20 protein-coding genes are annotated in these 21,420 nt (G+C 39.2%); 4 read left to right on the top strand and 16 right to left on the bottom strand.

Features of this window, described 5'->3' with window-relative positions; genetic code table 11:
• Positions 1-659 precede the first annotated feature (659 nt).
• The 3 genes from B9Y87_RS07415 to B9Y87_RS07405 all read right to left on the bottom strand — a co-directional run bounded on the left by B9Y87_RS07415 (position 660) and on the right by B9Y87_RS07405 (position 5,551).
• Positions 660-1,673 (bottom strand): LLM class oxidoreductase, encoded by a 1,014-nt coding sequence (locus B9Y87_RS07415; RefSeq protein WP_245808672.1) that lies wholly within the window; start codon positions 1,671-1,673, stop codon positions 660-662.
• 704 nt (positions 1,674-2,377) lie between these two features.
• Positions 2,378-4,042, bottom strand: a complete 1,665-nt coding sequence (locus B9Y87_RS07410; protein ID WP_085497715.1) for a BACON domain-containing protein — start codon at positions 4,040-4,042, stop codon at positions 2,378-2,380.
• A gap of 207 nt (positions 4,043-4,249) precedes the next feature.
• Positions 4,250-5,551 carry an MFS transporter gene (locus tag B9Y87_RS07405; protein ID WP_085497710.1) on the bottom strand — a complete coding sequence of 434 codons (1,302 nt, stop codon included), beginning with the start codon at positions 5,549-5,551 and terminating at the stop codon, positions 4,250-4,252.
• Positions 5,552-5,739: 188 nt separating this feature from the next.
• Between B9Y87_RS07405 and B9Y87_RS07400 the strand changes: the two genes are divergently transcribed.
• Positions 5,740-6,846 (top strand): Gfo/Idh/MocA family protein, encoded by a 1,107-nt coding sequence (locus B9Y87_RS07400; protein WP_085497709.1) that lies wholly within the window; start codon positions 5,740-5,742, stop codon positions 6,844-6,846.
• 67 nt (positions 6,847-6,913) lie between these two features.
• Here B9Y87_RS07400 and B9Y87_RS07395 read toward each other — a convergent pair whose 3' ends face one another.
• Positions 6,914-7,384, bottom strand: a complete 471-nt coding sequence (locus tag B9Y87_RS07395; protein ID WP_085497707.1) for a RidA family protein — start codon at positions 7,382-7,384, stop codon at positions 6,914-6,916.
• Positions 7,385-7,396: 12 nt separating this feature from the next.
• A complete protein-coding gene (locus B9Y87_RS07390) occupies positions 7,397-8,410 on the bottom strand; it encodes a zinc-binding alcohol dehydrogenase family protein (protein WP_085497705.1) in 1,014 nt (337 codons plus the stop codon).
• Between the two features lie 396 nt (positions 8,411-8,806).
• Here B9Y87_RS07390 and B9Y87_RS07380 point away from each other — a divergent pair, with 396 nt between their 5' ends.
• Entirely contained in the window at positions 8,807-9,022 is a 216-nt protein-coding gene (locus tag B9Y87_RS07380; RefSeq protein WP_085497702.1) for a hypothetical protein, read from the top strand.
• Between the two features lie 20 nt (positions 9,023-9,042).
• On the top strand, positions 9,043-9,408 hold the full coding sequence (locus tag B9Y87_RS07375; RefSeq protein WP_085497700.1) for an arsenate reductase family protein: 366 nt from the start codon (positions 9,043-9,045) through the stop codon (positions 9,406-9,408).
• Positions 9,409-9,505: 97 nt separating this feature from the next.
• Here B9Y87_RS07375 and B9Y87_RS07370 read toward each other — a convergent pair whose 3' ends face one another.
• The 8 genes from B9Y87_RS07370 to B9Y87_RS07335 form a co-directional block, all read right to left on the bottom strand.
• Positions 9,506-10,609, bottom strand: coding sequence for an acyltransferase family protein (locus B9Y87_RS07370; protein ID WP_085497698.1), 1,104 nt, complete (start codon positions 10,607-10,609; stop codon positions 9,506-9,508).
• Between the two features lie 197 nt (positions 10,610-10,806).
• Positions 10,807-11,229, bottom strand: a complete 423-nt coding sequence (locus tag B9Y87_RS07365; RefSeq protein ID WP_085497697.1) for an OsmC family protein — start codon at positions 11,227-11,229, stop codon at positions 10,807-10,809.
• 68 nt (positions 11,230-11,297) lie between these two features.
• Positions 11,298-11,846, bottom strand: coding sequence for a carboxymuconolactone decarboxylase family protein (locus tag B9Y87_RS07360; protein WP_085497695.1), 549 nt, complete (start codon positions 11,844-11,846; stop codon positions 11,298-11,300).
• 68 nt (positions 11,847-11,914) lie between these two features.
• On the bottom strand, positions 11,915-12,775 hold the full coding sequence (locus B9Y87_RS07355) for a helix-turn-helix domain-containing protein (RefSeq protein WP_085497693.1): 861 nt from the start codon (positions 12,773-12,775) through the stop codon (positions 11,915-11,917).
• A 270-nt stretch (positions 12,776-13,045) separates the two neighbouring features.
• Positions 13,046-14,074: an agmatine deiminase family protein gene (locus B9Y87_RS07350; protein WP_085497692.1), complete on the bottom strand. Its 1,029-nt coding sequence runs from the start codon at positions 14,072-14,074 to the stop codon at positions 13,046-13,048.
• Positions 14,075-14,956 (bottom strand): carbon-nitrogen hydrolase, encoded by an 882-nt coding sequence (locus B9Y87_RS07345; protein ID WP_085497690.1) that lies wholly within the window; start codon positions 14,954-14,956, stop codon positions 14,075-14,077.
• Positions 14,957-15,155: 199 nt separating this feature from the next.
• Positions 15,156-16,256, bottom strand: coding sequence for an MBL fold metallo-hydrolase (locus B9Y87_RS07340; protein ID WP_085497688.1), 1,101 nt, complete (start codon positions 16,254-16,256; stop codon positions 15,156-15,158).
• Between the two features lie 101 nt (positions 16,257-16,357).
• Positions 16,358-17,050: a TetR/AcrR family transcriptional regulator gene (locus tag B9Y87_RS07335; RefSeq protein ID WP_085497686.1), complete on the bottom strand. Its 693-nt coding sequence runs from the start codon at positions 17,048-17,050 to the stop codon at positions 16,358-16,360.
• Positions 17,051-17,144: 94 nt separating this feature from the next.
• Here B9Y87_RS07335 and B9Y87_RS07330 point away from each other — a divergent pair, with 94 nt between their 5' ends.
• Positions 17,145-17,534 (top strand): DoxX family protein, encoded by a 390-nt coding sequence (locus tag B9Y87_RS07330; protein ID WP_085497684.1) that lies wholly within the window; start codon positions 17,145-17,147, stop codon positions 17,532-17,534.
• 237 nt (positions 17,535-17,771) lie between these two features.
• On the opposite strand, the gene B9Y87_RS07325 is transcribed toward B9Y87_RS07330, so the two are convergent.
• From B9Y87_RS07325 to ilvA, 3 genes are all read right to left on the bottom strand, one after another.
• Positions 17,772-18,221: a KTSC domain-containing protein gene (locus tag B9Y87_RS07325; RefSeq protein ID WP_085497682.1), complete on the bottom strand. Its 450-nt coding sequence runs from the start codon at positions 18,219-18,221 to the stop codon at positions 17,772-17,774.
• A gap of 147 nt (positions 18,222-18,368) precedes the next feature.
• Positions 18,369-19,955, bottom strand: a complete 1,587-nt coding sequence (locus tag B9Y87_RS07320) for an NADP-dependent glyceraldehyde-3-phosphate dehydrogenase (RefSeq protein ID WP_085497680.1) — start codon at positions 19,953-19,955, stop codon at positions 18,369-18,371.
• Between the two features lie 168 nt (positions 19,956-20,123).
• Entirely contained in the window at positions 20,124-21,377 is a 1,254-nt protein-coding gene (ilvA, locus tag B9Y87_RS07315; protein ID WP_085497678.1) for a threonine ammonia-lyase IlvA, read from the bottom strand.
• Positions 21,378-21,420 lie beyond the last annotated feature (43 nt).

Here is a 21,420-nt window from a genome sequence, read left to right as displayed (position 1 = left end):
ATCCGAGGTAAAACGGAAATTAGTGAAAACTCATCGTTCAAATTATTATTTACTGCCGTAGCACGGGCGCTAACGTGACTATTTCATTGACCAATGGCCACCTGAAAATCAGCACTGGAACTTAAAAATGAATACCCAGCAACCTCAAAGTTGGCATAAGGTTCAATCAATGCCGATTAAGTTGCATATTTGGAATGCATAGAACTCACGTTAAAGTTACAACGATGTTGATAGGAAGTAAATGAATTTTATAAAATCAGGGAATACCTTATTCTTTTAAGTGAATAAGAATAATTATTATCGTAACTCAATTTTGAAATGTCGGTAAGACGCATTGAAAATTGCAAGTTGAACTAATCCCGCCTTTTTCGGTGGGATCTAAAATAATACCTCCCCCCTTGGGTCGATTCCTATTGTAGGGTTCAGGGCTTGTCTTGAGGTTTAATACCTTAATATTTGATGAGTACATTTTTGGATCTCCGGAAAAGTGATACAGTTTGGAACTATTTGTAAATGAGTTCAAGGGTGATTTTCCTATATCCGGAAATTAATTTAGTACGGATTCTTCCATCTTCCTGGATTCCTTAATCAAAAGCGCTAGCCAAAACGGAGGTTACATTTATATATGGACTATCCACTTCCAACTATGGCTTTGCCCATTATATTTTTGCCGACTTCATATTCTTCTGAAATTCTGGCAATACTTTTTCTGCCAGGCGCTCCAAGGTGCGTTCCATACCATTGGAATTGAACCTTAGATTTAAACTTACATGGTTTACCCCAATAGATTGTAAATGGTGCAAATAGGTATTCAAATAATTGGCTCCCGTCCTAAAGCCCAAATGAATAGGTTGTGGCATAAAATTATCGTCTTCCTGAAGATCCACATATAAAGGTTGCATAAAAGGCTTGTCAAATATACATGTTTCAGCAACCAATGCCCGCCATTCCTCAATTCTATATTTCTGTTGCACGGGATCCCTGGGGTAGTACATCCACCCATTTGCGTTTTTGGCATTCCACTCCAAGGACTGCTGACTAAAGCCGGTCATCAATAAGGGGATTTTATGGCTTTTAGCTTTTGGTAGTATATCTATATCCCCTTTTAAAACGCCAAAATTTTTGGTTACCAATTTAGGGTAGCTCTGTTGTGCCTTTCGAACGTATTGAAAGGCTTCCCGAAACAATTCCCCACGGTTTTCATATTCTATGCCCATGGCCGGATATTCATCAAATCGATCGCCGGAAGCCACACCTAAAAGCAACCTTCCACCTGATAATTGATCTATGGTGGCAGCGGATTTTGCTACATGTGCCGGATGGTGTAATGGCAAAGCGATACTGGAAACACCCAATGCTATTTTTGTGGTTTTGGCTGCCAAAAATCCCAAGTAAGTAAAGGGATCGTACATTTGGCCCGAATCGCCAAAAGAGGGTACATTAAAGGGTACATCGCGAATCCATAGTGCCTTGAAGCCCAATTCTTCCATTAATTCCACGCGTTCCAAATGATGCTCCATGGTGGGCATTAATCCCTGATCATAATACTCTATAGGCATTGATATTCCAATGCTCAGTTCATCGGGTCGAAATACACTGTTGTAGGCTCTGTTAATGGGCTCAAAATCCTTCATACTCTTTCCGTGGGGTTTTTTATTTAATTCTATGAACATGCCCTACAGATTCATTGCGTTACCGGCATCGGACACCTTACTTTTAGATAGTATCGTTATAATTCAATATACGTGGAAATTATACATAATGGCTCTTTTCAAAAAAAAGATAGTAATCTATTACCGAGCTATGGTCTTATACAGTGGCTCTGAAAATTTATCTTTTCTGGATATTGATAGTTTTTCTATTACGGATATCCTTTATACCAAAAGAATTAAACGGAGCTCAATTTAATTTCTTCAATGGTAATATGGTTGAATCGAAAATGACTTTAAAGCTTTCGCCTTTTTCAGGATACAAAACATTAAAATATCCCAAAATAAATAGGAAATCACAGCGTATAAAAAAATAATCTTGCCTTACTTTTTATAAAGATAAGAAAAACCAATTTTATAGTATATTATTAGGTATAGATTGTTAAGGCAAGGTTGAAATTAGTGGAAATTTGTTTATTGAAATTCGTTAATTGAATTCCAATTTTATACTCACTGAAATTGTCAGGAAATTGGGCTATTCGGACGTAAGCCACCTGACAAAATCTTTTAAAAGCATGTAGGCACCGCCATACGCAAGTTGAAGAAGTACGGGGAATTTGGGCATGTTTGTACTGCATAACTCCCATTATTCATTATTAGACCTTCTCCAAACCAAGCAACTTGGCCCCACTAAAATGGCATGGCTGTGAATTTAGGTATCGTCCATTTTAATCCAATAGGACCGTGGCCAAACTCCATTCACTCACCAAACCAGCCTCTTCGGGAGCTTTTAACAGCGAATAAAAAGCAGAACCCGCATTATTAAAAAAGCCAAAATGTGCCTGGGAATCGTACATTGTGCCATCTCCATTGCCATCCGGCACCAAATATCCCGGCAAAGAAACGGTCCCAGTCATTTCATGGTATTCTGCATCAAATATTTGGATGGTATTGGAGGGTACTTCCTGATAAATAGTACCCGTTTCCATTACAGCATAAATTTTATTGGCCATTGTATGGATATCCAAGGTGGCTATTCTCTGATTTCCCAATAATTGTCCATAATAACGAATATCGGTAGCTTGGTCTTCTGTTAATTTAAATATATTTCTACTTCTCGAAACCAATTTATCACCGGAGTCGGATATCCAAATATTGCCATCAAAGGAATAATCCCCATGATAGGGTGAATCATATAGATATTGGGCCGTTCCAGCAGTAATGTCATATTTCTCTACATCGGAGGGGGAAACACCGTTATCCGATCCATAAATGAAATTGCCAGAAGGGTGTAACTTGGCCTTGGTCCCTTCTCGTATCTGATTGCCTGTGGAGATAGTTTCTACCCCAGTGGTCAAATCCACACAGTGTATCCTTTCCCACTGTCCGGACCTAGGAAATGCATAAGCCCAGTTGTTGGGTGCCAGGACAATGTCGAAAACATCGGTGGCTACATCAAAAATATTAAGTAATTGCATCGTATTTAAATCAATATAGGACATTCGGGCATCGTGCCCCACTACAGCAAAATTTCCATCCATGCTTACTGAAAGGCAAGTAGGGGTCATATTCAATTGTAGTGTTTCCATACTCTTGGTCGCGGGGTCGAACTTGCGAATCTCATTGGGTCCTGTTGACACTACTATCAATTCATCATGTATTCTATTAAATTCCGCATCCACTATTTCTCCATCTATCAACCATTTTTCTTCCTTATAATTTTTATAAGTAAGCGGTATTTTAATCGTTTGACCCTTATTGCTAGTAATAGATAATTCCAAATCTTGGACAGTGGTCGGTAATGAACTTCTGTTCAGCTCGGCATTGACCTTAATGGAATCTCCTGGGGATAAATTGGAAGTTTGTGGAATTAAAGTAATATAGGATTCTGCTATGGAGGCGCTCCAATCCATAGCGACATTCCCTTCATTTTTTATATAAAAGCTTTTATTGTCTTCGAAGTAGCCAAAAATGAGGCTACTTTCGGACGAACTCATGGAGGCCTTTTCCCCAATGTTCAAAGTCACATTTACTTCGGCTTCAAGGCCATTGGACGTTATTTTAATAAGCCCGTCATAATCACCAGAATTTAACCCTTCAGTGATAGGGTATATATTCAACACTATAGCTTCTGCCGTAAAAGTACCAGAAAGCAGATTAATAGAAACCCAATCCGGTTTGGAGGCAATTTCCCATGCAGTTTCCTTAGATGGGACAATGGATAACGTTAAAGTACCACTACCGTTTTCTGATAGGGTCAGGGATTTCGTGGAGAGTACAATAGCTGGTTCAACATCAACGCTCCCAGTATCATCCGTGCTACATCCAGAAATAACCACCATAGTCAAGAATAAGGGTATTAAAGCGCCAATACTTTGTTTTATAAGATTCATACTTAGATCTAAAGTTTAAATTGGTTGTGAGTATTTTGCCTCATCATTATTAAAATTAAATTATTCCCTGTCACATTTTACAAACTGATGAAAATATTATCCTACTATCTATTTGTTCAGCCAATTGACCTCTACAAACATACCGACCCATGTCTTCAATTCTTGGCTTAAAGCTATACTTTAGAGGTCTATATTTTTTTTGACTTGCTATTGCGGTTTTTTAACTCCAATAGACCCAACGATCAAAAACAATAAAAAAGTTAGGGTAATGTAACTTATATATTTATAGGATCCCAAGGAGGTATAGCAATAACTAAATAGACTGGGTGCAACAGCACTGCCTATGACCAAAAAGCTCATCACCTTTCCACTGATGTAACCCAAGTGTTTTCTTCCAAAGAAACTTGGCCAGGTTACTGCGTTAATGACCGCGAATAAACCTCCCATAGTACCCAGGCCGCCTACCAAAAAATAAACCCCAATTGGCTGGGATAGTATTAATAATCCCAATGAAGCCAAGACCCCGGCCAGCAGCATAATAAACAAATAGATTTTATGGTTGATATAATCGCTTAAAATGTTGCACAAGGTAGAAACGAAAATCGCTATTACGGACATTGGTAAAAAAACAGCAATGGCTTCGGACTTCGTGTAGTCCTGACTGCCAAAAATGGATACAATATGAAATGTAAATCCTGTAACATAAAAACTGTTGAAGGCCAGAACCAATCCAAACATCCAAAAGGCCCGGGTTTTTTTAGCTTCTTTTAGAGTAAAGTGGGTCTCAATTTCCTCAGCTTCCTGGTCCAATTCCTTCTTTTCGGCTCCATCCGGCAGCAAATCAAAATCCTCCGGCCTATTTCTGTATAATTGCAGAATACAAATGCAAAAAATAAAAAGACTCAGGGCCATGATCTGCCAACTCATTGCCCATCCATGGTCGTCTATAAGCCAATTCAACAATATAGGGGCACTTGAAAAGCCCAGAGAGACCGTTATACTGCTTATGGAATTGATTTTGCCCCTGTTTTTCTTAAACCACATCATAATCATATTCCTGGAAGCCATGGTCAACACCCCCTGACCACTGAACCTTATCAAAAAAAACAACAGGGTAATTAAAAGAAATGGAACCGACCAGGACTGTATATTTAAAGCCCTTTTGATGGTTTCGCTAATTTCAACCGACACAGAAAACACCAACAAGGACGCCCCCAAAAGAAGGGTAGCAAAGAATGCCACATATCGGGCACCATAAGCGTCGAACCAAACGCCCGCCCTTGCCACCAAGGCAGAACTTAACAAGGTACCTATCATATAGGCATTACTAAACTGATTTCTTGTTAACCCTAGGGCATCCTTGACCGGGTCTGTAAAAACCGATACACCAATAGTTTGGCCAGGAATACTTGCCAAGATGCCAATACTCCCAATAATAAGTACTACATAACCATAGAAAAAAGGAAACCTTTGGGGATTTACTAGGGATAATTTAATTGGGTTTGACATGCCTTATTATAAAGCCGCCAAAGATAAGGGTTTTTATAGGATATACTTTCTGGGCCATTCCATATGCCAATACCTATTATTATTGATGTAATCTTCAGCTAGCCCATTTTATATATTAAAACATATAACCAACTGTTGGCTAGGTAAGTTCGTTTTTACTATTTTTAGAACAAACAAATATGACTACTATGGGTTCAAGAAGAGATTTTTTGGAAAAATTGAGCATTTCAGCAATAGGTTTACCAATTCTATACAGTCCTGCAAAACTTTTCGCTGCTTCCAGTGAGCCTTACGAAGGACCAGTTTTAAGGGTTGCCATTATGGGGTTGGGAAGCTATGGCACAAGAGTTGCCAAAGCCATGGAATCCTGTAAGAGGGCAAAATTAGTTGGACTCATTAGTGGAACCCCTTCCAAAGTGGTAGATTGGCGAGCAAAGTATGACATTCCCGAAAAAAATTGTTACAACTACTCCAATTTTGATGCGATCAAAAATAATCCGGACATAGATGCCGTGTATGTCATAACCCCAAACGGCTTGCACAAAGACCAAGTCATAAGGGTTGCCAAGGCAGGCAAGCACGTCATCTGTGAGAAACCTATGGGCATCAATGCCAAGGAAGGTCAGGAAATGGTAGATACCTGTAAAGCGGCAAATGTAAAATTATTGGTAGGGTACCGCATGCATTTTGAACCAAAAACAGTGGAAGTAATAAAGATGCGCAAGAATGGGGATTTCGGGGAACTTAAGTTCTTTCAGGGATTATCCGGATTTGTCATAGGCGATCCTACCCAATGGCGATTGAACAAACAACTGGCAGGTGGAGGGGCCATGATGGATATTGGTATTTATTCCATTAACGGTGCCCGCTATATGCTCGGGGAGGAACCTATTTGGGTAACAGCCCAAGAAACCAAGACCGATCCCATTAAATTTAAGGAAGGGGTAGATGAAACCATACAATTTCAAATGGGATTTCCAAGTGGTGCGGTAGCTTCATGCCTATCTACCTATGCCATGCGACATTTGGACCGATTTTTCCTAAGCGGAGATAAAGGTTTTGTAGAAATGAAGCCATCAACAGGATATGGCCCCATAGAAGGCAGAACGCATAAAGGCGAATTGACTCAACCACATATAACCCACCAAACCTTGCAAATGGACGGTATGGCGCAGCTTATTTTTGAAGGGATACAACCTATCGTTCCGGTAGACGGGGAAGAAGGGCTTAAAGATTTAAAGATTATAGATGCTATTTACAAGGCAGTAAAAACAGGTAAAAAGGTGGATTTATAATGTTGTAGCTCATTGTATTACAACCAATAGTTTAAAATAATAGGTACACATTATTCCATAACTATAATTAATCTATTTCGGCAATTAAATAGACGATAACGGGAACATCCAGTGGTGATTGATACATGCCGATTGCTGACCGGGTGTGGATTCCCCTTTCCCCAAACACCTGATTCATTACATCTGAAGCGCCATCCAAAACATCCGAGTGGTCCTTGAATCCCTCGGCGGCCTGTATATGGCAATCCAAACGTATAATTTTCTTTACCCTTTCCAGATCCCCAACGGCATCCATTAATTGGGCAATGGCATTAATGGCGCAAATACGAGCGCATTCATAGCCCTCCTTTACATTTAGATCGCTCCCTACCCTTCCGGTATACGCCAAATCGCCAAATTCCCCATTTTTCCAGGGCAACTGACCGGAAGTATAAAGAATATTATTTGAAATTGTCCAAGAAACATAATTCCCCACCCCTTTAGGTGCCATTTTGGGAACTACAATCCCTAAACTTTGTAATTTTTCCTTAATGGTCATAAGTCAAGCCCTTTAAAATAAAATAACGGTTTTTCCAATGGTTTTCCCGGACTCTTGCATTTCATGTGCTACCTTTAAATTTTCAACAGTAAATCCGTAAAGCGTAGTAGTCAACGTAGTTTTTAGAGTACCATCATCCAACAAATGTGCCATATGGTTTAAAATTTCGTACTGTCGCTCTATGTCCTCCGTACAGAACATGGAACGGGTGTACATAAACTCCCATGAAAAGGTAACACTTTTATTTTTTAATAAATTGATGTTTAAGGGAGTACTGCTTCCAGTAATTGAAACAATGTGCCCTTGTGGCTTAATAATGTCCGCTACCAATTCCCAATACCCTTCCAGATCCACGAAATCCAATATATAATTGACCTGACTATAGCCAATTTTCTCCAATTCCTCTTTTAAATGGTAGTGATTCACTACATGATCCGCTCCCAAATCCTTGCACCAGGTTATGGAATCCTCCCTGGAAGCCGTGGCGATAACCGTGAGGTTGCACAATTTCTTGGCCAATTGAATGGCTATGGAACCAACCCCACCGGCACCTGCAATAATCAAAACCGATTTTCCTTTGTCCTTTTCAGGGTCAATCCTGATACGGTCGAACAAGGCTTCATAAGCCGTTAAGCTTGTCAATGGCATTGCCGCGGCTTCGGGAACACTCAAGTTTGCAGGTTTTTGACCTACAATTCGTTCATCTATAAGCTGATATTCAGCATTGCTCCCACTTCTGGTAATATCACCAGCATAATACACCTGGTCTCCCACCTTAAACTTTGTAGCTTTATCGCCTATGGCCTCTACGATTCCTACCGCATCCCATCCAATAATTTTTGGGGTATCCAACACTTTATCCTTTGAGGCATTTTGTCTAATTTTATAGTCGACCGGGTTGACGGATATAGCCCATATTTTGACCAACAAATCATATCCTGATGGGGTTGGTTTCTCGGTTTCAAAGGCTATAAAACTATTTTCTTCCGTAATGGGTAATGATTGTTTAAATCCTATTGCTTTCATTGTTATTAATTTTCTTTTTATTGGTATCAATGTTTAGTAGTACCCTGCCAACTGCGCACAACGGTCTTATACTAAAAAACCTTTACCAGTGCTTTTGTACAACCAAAGCTTCTTGATTCATAAATATAATTGAATTGTTCCAAATAAAAGGGCTTACAAAAATTTGGCCTGATCTGGAGGGTAAACAAGTCTTAATGTAGTTATAAAATAAAATTATAAGGACCTTGATTAGCTAAGTAAGGCATATAGTTGGTATTGCAAATAAGTTTTATGATAAGGCCTGCTAATTGTTTTATGAAATTTTCCTGGGAAGGCACACGATTAACATGACCGTCATCAGGAATTAAAACTAAAATCTTCTTTATATTTATAGTATCTATCAATACATTTTTCACCATGAATGAATTAAGAAAAGTATTAGGCGAGATTTCACAGCTCACTGCGGATATTGAAACTAATTATCCTGAGCTATATCGTTCCTTGGACGAAAATCCTTTGACCATTCCTGCAAAAAGTCATCCCCATGTAAACAAGGAGGATTTAAAGGAATATTTGGAGAGTTTAAAACAATTGATAAAACATCATTTAGAGACCCATACAAAAAATGGGTAAGACAATTTTAAAATAAACCTATGGGAGAAATAGCTACATCGGAAAGACAGATAACACTATATTACAGTTCCAAATCCACAAGAGCCAAGCAAACCTTGGCCTATGCCAAGGCTGAAGGATTGCCGATATTTGAAATTGATATCCTTAATGTTCCTTTAACAGGGACCCAAATTGCGGAATTGGCGGACAGATTAGGGATGGAGGTAAAAGATTTGGTGAATCAGGAACATCCATCCTATAAGGCCCATTTTGATCCCCACGAATTTTCAACAGACGATTGGATCAAAATGATTAGGCACAATCCTGAAATTATGAAGCAACCCATTGCCATCCGAGGCAAAAGGACCATATTAGTGGAAACTCCTACGGATATTGTTAAAATTTAATATTCCTCATGTATCCTTACTACCTAGTTAACTTCTTTGACAAGGTTGATTTGGCATGTTGCCTTAAATGTTCCCATGTTCAAATAAAGGGTTGGGATTAGACCTTAATGTAAATCTTCTTTTTGTCCAGCCAAAGTCCTATCAACCAACAAAACATCATAAATGCCAAGGCAAAAACGAAAGACCCATAATAAGGTCCGAACCAGCTGAAGCCCTTTTGGTAGATATAATTGTACAAACTTTGATTTTCATCTACACGGACAAAAAGTAAGGTAATGGCCAAATATTCAGACAGCAGGTAAATGAAGAGGGAGTTCTTCCCAAAGACTTCGAAGAAATTAAAGTTTATTGGCTTTTTAAGAAATTCGATAGCATAAATAAGAATGGAAAGTGCCATGATATCGAGGCCAATGGTAAGAATTACAAACGAACTGGTCCATAACTTCTTATTAAACGGGAAGCTTAAATCCCAAAAATAGGCAACAGCCAATAATCCCGAAGCTATCATTAACATTTTGGCCAATTTTTCATAGCTAATACCCCCTTGAATAACAAACTTTCCTACGAGATACCCTGCTATCACATTACAGATGGCCGGCAAGGTACTTAACAGCCCCTCGGGATCGAAAGGAATTCCATCACCGCCATAAAGGTGACTATCACCAAGAATCAATCTATCTAGGGTTCTTACCAGGTTGCCTTCCAAGGTATAGTCGCCAAAAGCACTGAGCAACCCCCAATAGCCTAGGAGGATAATTATTGATGTTACGATGAGCTGGCGGTTGGTAAGAAAATAAATCATGGTTGCTCCAATAAAATAGCAAATAGCTATTCGCTGTAGGACACCCAATATCCGAGTTTCACTAAAAGGAACCCATGCCAGGTCCCCCGAATCTGTCCATGTTACAAAGGGAAACCAATACATCATGTATCCCAATAAAAAGATAATTAAGGTCCTTTTTATAATCTTCCGAAAAACTTCCGAAAGGGGTTTATCGGCCCATCTGGCCTTAACGAATGCAAAAGCATTTCCTACCGCAAAAAGAAAGGAAGGAAAAACCAAGTCGGTCGGAGTAAAACCGTGCCAATTGGCATGCAGCAATGGACCAAAGGTAAAGTTCCAATCTCCTGGTGTATTCACGATTATCATTAAGCAAATAGTCAATCCGCGGAAGACGTCGAGTGCCTTAAATCTTTTCATAAGGAATTACATATTATTTATCCCCTAAGTTAATCAGTACAATTGTTCTACCAAATTAATTGATGCCTTTCATCGAATTTTGCTAAATCCTTGATATGTGACCGTTAACGTTTCAATGTATTGAAGAGAAAACAAAAAAAGTGACCCCGATTTATGAATCAGGGCCACTTTGAACGAGTATATATTGAAAAATGAATCTATTCCTCCACAGATTCCAGTTGAGCTGATTCCAGAAAATCCCATTCTCCCCTGACCAGCCGGGTTACATAACAGTTGTCCGCCTCGTGTATCAATAACTCCCTTTGCTCTTCGGTGAGGTTTCCCTGAATTTGGATGTTGGATTCTACGGTGGTTTTGAACCCGCCATTGGGCTGGCGTATTGCCGTTTGCTCCAATTGGGCATCCACCTCTCCAATTTCCCAGCCTTTTCTTCTGGCTACATTTCTAATGGTGGCCACTTTGCACATGGAGATTCCTGCCAAAACCAATTCCACTGGGGAGAACCCTAAATCGGTACCTTTGGCGGGGATGGGTTCATCCCCGATTATGGCGTGCCTTCCGTTGCTTATCACGGACTGATAGCCCACCGGCAAATTTTTAATGTTTATTATTGTACTCATTTTTGTTTCTTTTTTTTCCCATCGGGTTTACTACCGTAAATAGGGGTGTTTATTAATCAGTACCTGATTTATATGGCTGCTGTACGTAATTCTTCCGCTAAAGGAAAATCTATTTCAAAATCGGCCAAATTGTGAATCAAGTTACTAATGGTCTTATCTCCAATGACAATAACCACATCTATCAAATTGGCTTCTGTATATCCAGCGTCAAAGAATTTCTCTTTAGCTATTTCCGTGGCCCTTCCTTTATTTTCAACCGTTGACCGTACAAACTTTGCCAAAGCATCCAGTTTCGCATCAAAACTGGCGGCACCAGTCCGTATTTCCAATATTTGATCGTCGGTAAAACCGTTCATTTTACCAATTTGTGTATGGGCGGCTAAACAATAGTTACATCCATTATATTGGCTCACCACTAAGTTTATAACTTCCTTCTCCTTTGTTTTTAGGCTTGATTTCCTATTCTGTAATGTAAGGTAATCACCTAGGGCAGTGTCGTTTTTTGCGTAATAGGCATACAAATTAGGTACAAAGCCTACGGCCTTTTCCAAATTGTCGAAAATTGCCTGATTGTTTGTAGTTACTTCATCTTTACTGGGTACTTGAAATCTTTCCATTGTTTTATATTTTTATGGTTATACATAATTTTAACAATGCAAAGATGCGATCTGGAAGTGGGGCATTGTTAGGTAGTAATTCCCGAAGAATTGGCAATTGTTCCCAATTCCCTTTTTTCCTTAAATTCAGAAGGGGAAATACCCTCTTGTTTCTTAAAAAACCGACTAAAAGCCTGGATGTCCTCAAATCCAAGTTGATATGCTATTTCCTTTATGGGGTGATCTGTATAGTATAGTAGCCGTCTGGCTTCTAGGGATATTCTTTCGTGTATATATTTTAAGGGGGATTTCGAATCCATTTTTGAGAATATATTGGATATTGTTTTTGGGGATTTATGCAATAATTCGGCATAATCTGCAACACTGTGTTTGTTCCTAAAATGCTGTTCTACCAGAAAATTAAATTCCCTTACAAGATCGGTTTCATTGCGCTCTTGGGGATAGTTTTCTTGACTCTTATAACGTCTGGCGCATAGTATAAGATATCTTTTCAACATCATTTGCAGCATATCTATTTGCAAATTATCATTGGACTTCATTTCTATAGTGAACATTTTCCACAGTGTGTCAAATTTTTCTAGATCTAGCTGGTCCAGGGAAATCACCGGGAGCTGGGAGGCACCAAAAAATAGGATCCCTTTACATCCTATTTCACTATCGTGGTCCAGAATACAGTAAAAAGGCCTATTGAACCTTAAAAACCTAATTTTCCCTATTTTCTTAGGAACAATTTGATGGAATTCCGTTAAAAAAATGATTTGGTTCTTGTAAAACACTTCTTCCTTTCCATCTATAATGAGAATATTTGTATCCGATTGAAACCATAAAATGGAGAGACTACTTTCAACTTGTTCCTTTAAAATATCACAACTATGGCCATCAATCGTTTCCAAAAAAAGATATTCCTGGGTATGCCCTATAAATTTCATAAACTGATCTTTATTTTTCTGATACTTATTACACGCTATACAATTGCTTCATGATGCCAATAATTGGCATTTTCTATTTTCTATTGGTCGCTGGAACTTACAATTGCTTTCATATCAGAAACAAGACAATCATACGTTAATACCATTACTCTAAAATTATGGAAAGGGGTATAACCTACTTATCAACAGACGGGCAGGTTTACATTATATTCGTAGTAAGCCATAAAGTGTACTACAAATAAAGTCTTTACTTTTTAAGGGGTTTAGATACTAGGCCGGGATTTGTTGACTCAAACAATGCAATGTTCCAAATCCCCAAATAAGATCAATGGCGCCAATACCTATAACCTCCCTATCCGGAAAACAGCTAGCCAAAGTATTTAGGGCTATCCTATCGGCTGGATCATTAAAGGTGGGCACTAAAACGCAGTTGTTAAGAATTAAAAAATTGGCATAACTGGCGGGCAATACCAAACCCTCGAAAACAATATCCTTGGGCATTGGAAGGGTAATTATTCTTGGAGCCTTCCCGTTTTCCAAGGTAGCTTTTTGAAGCCGTTTCAAATTATCTTGAAGGGCCTTATAATTTTTGTGCTTTGGGTTGGACTCCACTACGGTTACTATGGTTTCAGCATCCACAAACCTACACAAATCGTCTATATGTCCATGGGTGTCATCACCTAAAATACCATCCCCTACCCAAATGGTATTGGTTACGCCCAGGTACTCCTTAAAGATAGCTTCATAATCCGTTTTGGTAAAGTTGGCATTTCTTACCTGTACCTTCGGGTGCAAAAGACACTCCTCCGAAGTGATAAGGGTTCCCTTACCGTTAACTTCCAATGCCCCACCTTCCAAAACCACTGGTTTTCCATTGTACAATACCTGTGTCAAAGGCACTTCCAAGATTTCCGAAATGGCCTTGGGCACCTTTCTGTCCAGTTTGTAATTGGAATATTTGGCCCAACCATTAAAGTTAAAGTTTAAGGCTTCGCGGTTCTTACCATTTTTAACAATAATGGGTCCCGAATCGCGCATCCAACTACGGTTGGTTTTCTGTATTATAAAAGTAACTTTTTTAAGGTTTATGGTCGCCATTTCCAGCATTTCCTTAACCTTTTCCAGATGTTGTGCACTGTCCACAACCAAAAAAACCAGTTCATGGGATGTTACCTTCTTGATAAATTCTACAAAGGCCCATTGTATGGCCCCATACTTACCTGGCCAATCTTTACCGTTATGGGGAAAACAGAGCAGAATGCCCTGCTGTTTTTCCCATTCTGCTGGAAATCTTCTCATTTAGCCCAAAGCTCTTTTGGTGATGTCTGAAAAGGCATCTATACGGCGATCCCTAAAAAATGGCCAATTCTGACGTACGTTTTCCTGTAAGTCCAGATCCACTTCCGCGATAAGGATTTCTTCCTTATCATGGGAAGCCTCTGCCAAAATTTCACCTTGAGGACCCGCGATAAAAGACTTCCCCCAGAACTCAATCCCAGCTGTATTGGGTACATATTGCTCCAAGCCAATTCTATTGGCCGCAGCAACAAATACTCCGTTGGCCACAGCATGCCCTTTCATTACATTCATCCAAGCATTGTATTGCTTTTCTCCATATTCCTCCTTTTCTTGAGGATGCCAACCAATGGCCGTTGGGTAAAATAAGACTTCGGCTCCTTTAAGTGCAGTAAGTCTGGCCGCTTCAGGATACCATTGGTCCCAGCATATTAGGGTCCCTATATTGCCTTTTTTGGTAGGATTGTTCTTAAAACCAAGGTCTCCTGGTGTGAAATAGAATTTTTCATAAAAGTGCGGATCGTCCGGAATGTGCATTTTTCGGTATAATCCTGCTTCGCTACCATCCGTATCAATAATATAGGCACTGTTGTGATAAATCCCAGCCATCCGCTTTTCAAAGAAGGGTACAATAATTACTACCCCCAATTCTTTGGCCAAAGCACTAAAGGCTTTAAAGGAGGTTCCGTACAACGGCTCTGCCAAGGCAAAATTGTCCGTATCCTCACTTTGACAAAAGTAGTGGCTACTATATAGTTCAGGGAGACATATAACCTCTGCCCCCTGCTCTGCTGCTTTTCCAACCCATTCGATGCACTTTTTTAAGTTGTTTTCAGCAACATCGTTGAGGTTTAACTGTACTACTGCAATCTTATATTTCTTCATTTTAGTATAATAAAAGATGTTGCAAAAGTAATATTTATTATAGAATAATCGATTTGTTTAAGCTAGTCACAAAAAGAACTTCTCAACAATAAAACATGGACCTATAATAGTACTTTGCTGCCATGATCACTGAAATTTAGAATTACATCCAGAAACCATGTAAAATTTCCACAACTTTAACTCAATATTTATGATAGGATTATTTCCACCATGGGGAGGTTGTTTCTTCCCATCCATTAAGGTAGATAGGTGCGCCAATTCTTGGAGTTAGTACGTCCAAGTTTAATTCTTTCGCTTTGTTGGTAACCCGTTCTACAGGTTCTGTCCAAGGGTGCATGGCCAACTTAAAAGCACCCCAGTGAATAGGCATTATCCGTTTTGCCCCTAAATCCAATCCGGCCTGAGCAGTTTGCTCCGGGAACATATGGATATCCGGCCACATCTCATTGTATTGTCCACATTCTAACATGGCAAAATCGAAAGGACCGTATTTATCCCCTATTTCCTTAAAATGAGGGCCATAACCACTATCTCCGCTAAAAAAAATATTATCCCTTTCGGACCGAATCACCCATGAACTCCATAAGGTGCTGGCCCTGTCCGAAAATCCCCTTCCGGAAAAATGTTGAGCGGGGGTACATCCAAAAACCAATCCTTCATGGGCTACTTCCTGCCACCAATCCAACTCCATAATACGCTCTTTTTCCACACCCCATTTTTGCAAGTGTGCCCCTACCCCTAATGGAGTATAAAACATATTCACCTTGTGCCTTAATTTCTGAATAGTGCCATAATCCAAATGATCATAATGGTCATGGGAAATTAAAACGATATCTATTTTAGGAAGTTTTTCGACATCGATGGGCAGTTCTTTACTAAAACGATTGGTGCCGAGCATGGGATGTGGTGCAGGGACCTTCCCGAACATGGGGTCAATCACGATTATTTTGTTGCTGATTTGCAATAGAAAAGCGGAATGACCAAACCAGATTAACCTTGTGCTGTCCTGAAATTTAACAAGATCCAGTGAATCTAATTTCCTCACAGGAATATCCCTACTTGGCTTGGTAAGTGGTGTAGGTCCAAAGAAACCTGCCAAACTCTTCCCCATATCGCGCATACTCATATCCAGTTTAACATTGCCTTTATTGATGAATTTCCCATTAACATAATTCGGGGATTTTTCAAAGACACTCTTCTGCTCTATGCTTGGCGAACCTCCAAATTCGGGGCTTAAATACAAAAATAGCACCCCTATCACAATCACCAATAGAAGTCCGCTTCCAATTACTATACTCATTTTCTTTATTATTTTTTTCAATGGATAATTACTTTTAACCGCGCATGGCGCATTTAATACATTTATTATCGAATATTTATTCTGTTTTGATTCAAAAAAAACTAACTTTTAATGGCATCCCAAACCATAGAGAACATTAAATCGATATTTTTCTGGTTCAACTCCATTTTGCCATCCATAATTAATTTTACGGTTTCCCCCATAAGGGCAGCAATTATACCCATGATAATATTATTGTCTACATTTTTGAGCAAGCCTTCCAGTTTCCCCAGTTCAATTAGGTTCATTGCCATTTTACTTTTGGTCTCCTTTACGGATAAAGGTACTTTTTCGTAATAAGGCGATTTTTTCAACTGCTCCAAAAAACTCATTTCCCTTTTATGGTTAATACTGAAATTGATCCAAAACAACCAAAGCATTTTTAGTTTTAACTTATAGGGCAAATCCTCCGTTATTTCCTGTTCACTTCTCGTGGTTTCCCTTTCTATAAGTTCTGTGGCAATAGATACGATTAAATCTTCTTTGTTCCTATAATATACATAGAGAGTAGACACCGAAAGACCAACACGGTTGGCTAGATCTGCCATCTTAATTCCGGCAAATCCCCTTTCGAAAACAACATCCAAAGTGTTTTCTACAATCGCCAATTGTTTTGTTTCATCTTTTACCCTCACGGGACAAAGATATAATTTAAAATCGAATAAATATTCGTTTATGTGATTTTTGTCAGTTCCATTTATTGGATTAAAAATTGGTGGAGCCAATGTAAGCCTCAAGACATACCATGGTTCCATCCCAAATATTTTATTTCCTGGAGTGAAGTGCAAAGAGATAATCCTTATCTTAGGAATTGATAACCAATACCGATTTTAATTTTACTGAAAATCTATGCCTATTTACTACTTTATAGTAGCCGCGAAAATCATCATTTTTATAAGTATTATAAATGTTTGGTTTATACGTTTCAATAAACCCACTCCTTGGCGTGGCGGCAACTCCAAATCCATGAAAGAGGAATTTGAAACCTATGGTCTATCACAGATCATTATGTATATTGTTGGAACCATGAAGGTGGGTCTTGCTGTACTATTGATAATTTCCCTTTGGATAAACGACTTAAGTACTCCGGCCGCTGGAGCCATGGGAATATTTATGTTGGGAGCCATAGCTATGCATTTTAAGGCAGACGATCCCAATATCAAGTCTTTTCCGGCCTTGATCTTATTTCTATTATCGATTGGAATTGTTGTCGCCGAAGTAATCTTGGATGGCATTTAATTATAGAAATCTCTTTACTTTCTATAATACAACTTACAATTTTAAAGTTAGGATGATCCTTTTGAAATTGTATATTTAAACTAGGTTCGTATTGGCTATTGCGAAGGCTATGGCAAATCAATTATCCAATATCCCCCTAAAAAAGAAAAAGCCTATTGGGCCTTTACTATTACATCATATAGATAACCTATAAAAAAGGCAGGAGCGGCCAAGCGATTTTCTAAAAGCTTATTGCTTTTATGCTTCTTGCAGCTGCTTTTTGGATTGTCTATAGTTGTACTTCGGATAGATCATGCGCTTCGCAAAACGATTGACCGTATTGGAATTGACCATCTTTATATAAACCTGCTTGGTTACACCAAAGTACTCATAAGTAGATCCGTCCATAAAGGTTATTTCCAATAGTAGACCTTTGTGATGATAGTCCGCTATACCCGAATTGTTAATAGTTTCGGTATAGGCTTCCAAGTTGGCTGCCTTGGTTTCAGGAGCAATGCTCACCAAAAAATGATAGCCATCAATTATCTTTCTACTGTTTATCTCTGCCTCTTCACGCTTACTATCCCCTTCTTGAAATTTATCTGGATGCCATTCCTTTACCAAGTCGCGATAACTTTTCTTAAGTACCTTAAGATCGATCTCTTTTTCTATTCCAAATAATTTCCTGTATTCGTTAATGCGCTTCATAATACTATTTTTACTGGGCGCGAAACTACGTCTAATTTCCCATATCCCGATATATTTATAAAATAAAAAAAGCCCAAGAGATAGATATCCAAGTGGGCTTGAAATTTTAAAGCGCTATAGATTCAGAAACCCTGTATCATATATCGGTTATAAAATATAGTCGGTACTGATAAAGTTGGACAATTTGGACTCCAACAACTGCTCTACGGTTTCATTATTGAGTTCGTTGTCCTTAAAAGCAACAAAGGTTCTAATGGAGAAGGAACGTAGGGCATCATAGACACTTAGTGTAGCTTGGGCAGAATCCTTTCGACCTGTAAAAGGATAAACGTCTGGGCCACGTTGGCAAGAACTGTTCAGGTTTACCCTGCATACCAAGTTTACCAAGGTGTCTATTAAGGGAGCTATGGCGTATACATCTTTGCCGAACAAACTTACCTGTTGTCCATAATTGGATTCGGCCATATCGTCCAAAGGTTCTTCAATATCCTTAAAGGTTACGATGGGGATTACCGGACCAAATTGTTCTTCCTGATACACCCGCATTTCTTTATTAACTGGATACAAAATAGCCGGCCAAATATAATTGTCGGAATGCGTACCACCTTTTTTGTTCAAAATCTTGGCACCTTTTTCCCTGGCGTCATCTATTAACTCCTGTATATAGGCTGGCTTATCTGGTTCGGGTAGCGGGGTTAACTTAACGCCTTCTTCCCAAGGGTTTCCAAATTTTAGGGCATCGACCCTCTCGGAAAATCGTTTATTAAATTCAGCGACAATGTCCTCATGGACATAGATTATTTTTAAGGCGGTACAACGTTGTCCGTTAAAGGACAAGGTACCGGCAATACACTCGTCTACGGTTAAATCCAAATCCGCGTCGGGTAGTATAATGGCTGGATTCTTAGCTTCCAGACCGAGTACCAAACGCAGTCTATTGCTTTTTGGATGTTGGTTTTGGAGTGCATTTGCAGATTTGCTATTGCCAATCAAAGCCAAAACATCCACTTTTCCTGTCTTCATTATTGGGGCGGCTACCGCCCTACCCCTTCCAAAAACAATATTGACTACCCCTTTCGGGAAACTGGATTGAAAGGCTTCCAACAATGGTGTAATCAATAAAACACCATGTTTTGCAGGCTTAAAAATGGTTGTATTCCCCATGATTATGGCAGGAATAAGCAATGCAAAAGTTTCGTTTAATGGATAGTTGTAAGGGCCTAAACATAATACCACTCCAAGTGGTCCCCTTCTAATGTGGGCATAAACACCATCGTTTTTTTCAAATTTGGCATTATCGCGATCCAGTTGCTTGTAATCCTCAATGGTATCCAAAATATACTCCACCGTTCTATCGAATTCCTTCTGGGAATCAGGAAGCGATTTTCCAATTTCCCACATAAGCAGTTTTACAATTTCATCCCTCTTGGTCTGCATTTTCTTTACAAAAATCTCCATGCAGTCTATGCGTTCCTTTACCCGCATGGTAGGCCAGATTCCTTTACCTTTGTTATATGCTGCAAGAGCGGCATCCAGAGCTTCCAAAGCTTCCTTCTCCTCCATGTCCGGAATACTTCCCAATAAGGTTGGCACGTATTTTTCTGTACTGGATATGGTGGAGTATACCTCAGAGGTTTTCCCGTTCCAAGCCCTTAATTCGCCATTGATGAGATAAGTTCTTTGATGATTAACCTCGTTTATCGTGTATTCTGCAGGTATGCCGGATTTGCCCATAAGTAATTCTTTTTTTTGTAAAAATGAAACTATTGAAATTTATCTATTAGACCACTAAATTAATAAAACGATAATTTTAATTCCCTATAAATTTGATAGAATATTTGAGGTAAAGTCACGAAAAGGATTTCGCATTTTGCAATATCATAAAAATTGTCCCAATTGTTATTAAATTAAATACTGAAACAAATCGGGCTTATCGTTAATATAGTCGCCAAAAAATTTGTTCTCCTTCATCCGTTTTACAAGGGGAGCCAAATCTTCCGGGTGTTTTAATTCTATTCCCACCACGGCCGGAGCATTTTCCCGACTCGATTTTTTTGAATATTCAAAATGGGTAATATCATCGGTTGGACCTAGAATATCAACAACAAATTCCTTCAACGCTCCTGGTCTCTGAGGAAAGCGAATTATAAAATAGTGTTTTAGTTTGCCGTAAAGCAAGGCGCGTTCCTTTATCTCGGCCGTTCGCGTAATATCATTGTTGCTGCCACTCACAATGCAGACTACGGTTTTACCTTTTATTTCTTCCTTATAATCGTCCAACACCGTAATGGTGAGTGCTCCGGCCGGTTCCACAACTATGGCGTCCCTATTGTAAAGATCTAAAATGGTCTGGCAAACCTTGCCTTCTGGAACAGTTACCATATCATATAGGTATTCCTTGCAAATATTGAACGTAAGGTTTCCCACTCGCTTTACGGCAGCACCATCAATAAATTTGTCTATTTGTTCCAATTCCGTGTTAACTCCCTTTTCAATGGAGGTTTTCATGGATGGGGCTCCTTCAGGTTCCACACCAATAATTTTTGTGTGCGGCGATAAAGACTTAAATACGGCACAGAGACCTGAGGCCAATCCCCCACCTCCAACAGCTACGAACACATAGTCTATTGGTTTTTTGGTCTGTTCCAGAATTTCCAAACCAACCGTGGCCTGACCTTCAATTATTTTAGGGTCATCAAAAGGATGGATATAAGTCTTTTTTTTAGCGGCACAGAATTTTTTGGCCGCATCCGAGGAATCATCGAAGGTGTCTCCCTCAAGTACAACTGTTACCCAATCCCCTCCAAATAATTTTGTTTGTTCCACCTTTTGTTTTGGGGTTACCGAAGGCATGTAAATAGTGCCTTTAATGCCTAAGTGATTACAGGCAAAAGCAACACCTTGGGCATGGTTTCCGGCGCTGGCACATACCACACCGTTTATTGTTTCTTTTTTGCTAAGGGAACTTATTTTGTTGAAGGCACCCCTTATCTTATAACTTCTTACCCTGTGTAAATCTTCCCTTTTTAAAAGAATATTGGCATCAAAGGCCTTGGAATATCTGATGCTTCGCATCAATGGAGTAATATCCGCTACTTTTCTAATGGTTTCGGCAGCCTTTCGGATGTCTTCTATTTTTGGGAAATATGCTTCCATGAATAGGTATATAAACAAAGGCCTGCCAAGTTAAATGAAACTT

Source organism: Arenibacter troitsensis, from assembly GCF_900177645.1.
GTDB lineage: Bacteria > Bacteroidota > Bacteroidia > Flavobacteriales > Flavobacteriaceae > Arenibacter > Arenibacter troitsensis.
The sequence above is the reverse complement of the archived record's forward strand: the minus strand, read 5'-3'. Positions and strand labels throughout refer to the sequence as shown.

Bases quoted from the DNA above. Each gene is read 5' to 3' on its own strand.
- B9Y87_RS07345 (WP_085497690.1), bottom strand. From the start codon at position 14,956: ATGAAGAAATATAAGATTGCAGTAGTACAGTTAAACCTCAACGATGTT.
- ilvA (WP_085497678.1), bottom strand. From the start codon at position 21,377: ATGGAAGCATATTTCCCAAAAATAGAAGACATCCGAAAGGCTGCCGAA.
- B9Y87_RS07355 (WP_085497693.1), bottom strand. From the start codon at position 12,775: ATGAAATTTATAGGGCATACCCAGGAATATCTTTTTTTGGAAACGATT.
- B9Y87_RS07365 (WP_085497697.1), bottom strand. From the start codon at position 11,229: ATGAGTACAATAATAAACATTAAAAATTTGCCGGTGGGCTATCAGTCC.
- B9Y87_RS07380 (WP_085497702.1), top strand. From the start codon at position 8,807: ATGAATGAATTAAGAAAAGTATTAGGCGAGATTTCACAGCTCACTGCG.
- B9Y87_RS07400 (WP_085497709.1), top strand. From the start codon at position 5,740: ATGGGTTCAAGAAGAGATTTTTTGGAAAAATTGAGCATTTCAGCAATA.
- B9Y87_RS07340 (WP_085497688.1), bottom strand. From the start codon at position 16,256: ATGAGTATAGTAATTGGAAGCGGACTTCTATTGGTGATTGTGATAGGG.
- B9Y87_RS07415 (WP_245808672.1), bottom strand. From the start codon at position 1,673: ATGTTCATAGAATTAAATAAAAAACCCCACGGAAAGAGTATGAAGGAT.
- B9Y87_RS07370 (WP_085497698.1), bottom strand. From the start codon at position 10,609: ATGAAAAGATTTAAGGCACTCGACGTCTTCCGCGGATTGACTATTTGC.
- B9Y87_RS07375 (WP_085497700.1), top strand. From the start codon at position 9,043: ATGGGAGAAATAGCTACATCGGAAAGACAGATAACACTATATTACAGT.
- B9Y87_RS07350 (WP_085497692.1), bottom strand. From the start codon at position 14,074: ATGAGAAGATTTCCAGCAGAATGGGAAAAACAGCAGGGCATTCTGCTC.
- B9Y87_RS07395 (WP_085497707.1), bottom strand. From the start codon at position 7,384: ATGACCATTAAGGAAAAATTACAAAGTTTAGGGATTGTAGTTCCCAAA.
- B9Y87_RS07330 (WP_085497684.1), top strand. From the start codon at position 17,145: ATGCCTATTTACTACTTTATAGTAGCCGCGAAAATCATCATTTTTATA.
- B9Y87_RS07360 (WP_085497695.1), bottom strand. From the start codon at position 11,846: ATGGAAAGATTTCAAGTACCCAGTAAAGATGAAGTAACTACAAACAAT.
- B9Y87_RS07410 (WP_085497715.1), bottom strand. From the start codon at position 4,042: ATGAATCTTATAAAACAAAGTATTGGCGCTTTAATACCCTTATTCTTG.
- B9Y87_RS07390 (WP_085497705.1), bottom strand. From the start codon at position 8,410: ATGAAAGCAATAGGATTTAAACAATCATTACCCATTACGGAAGAAAAT.
- B9Y87_RS07320 (WP_085497680.1), bottom strand. From the start codon at position 19,955: ATGGGCAAATCCGGCATACCTGCAGAATACACGATAAACGAGGTTAAT.
- B9Y87_RS07325 (WP_085497682.1), bottom strand. From the start codon at position 18,221: ATGAAGCGCATTAACGAATACAGGAAATTATTTGGAATAGAAAAAGAG.
- B9Y87_RS07335 (WP_085497686.1), bottom strand. From the start codon at position 17,050: ATGGAACCATGGTATGTCTTGAGGCTTACATTGGCTCCACCAATTTTT.
- B9Y87_RS07405 (WP_085497710.1), bottom strand. From the start codon at position 5,551: ATGTCAAACCCAATTAAATTATCCCTAGTAAATCCCCAAAGGTTTCCT.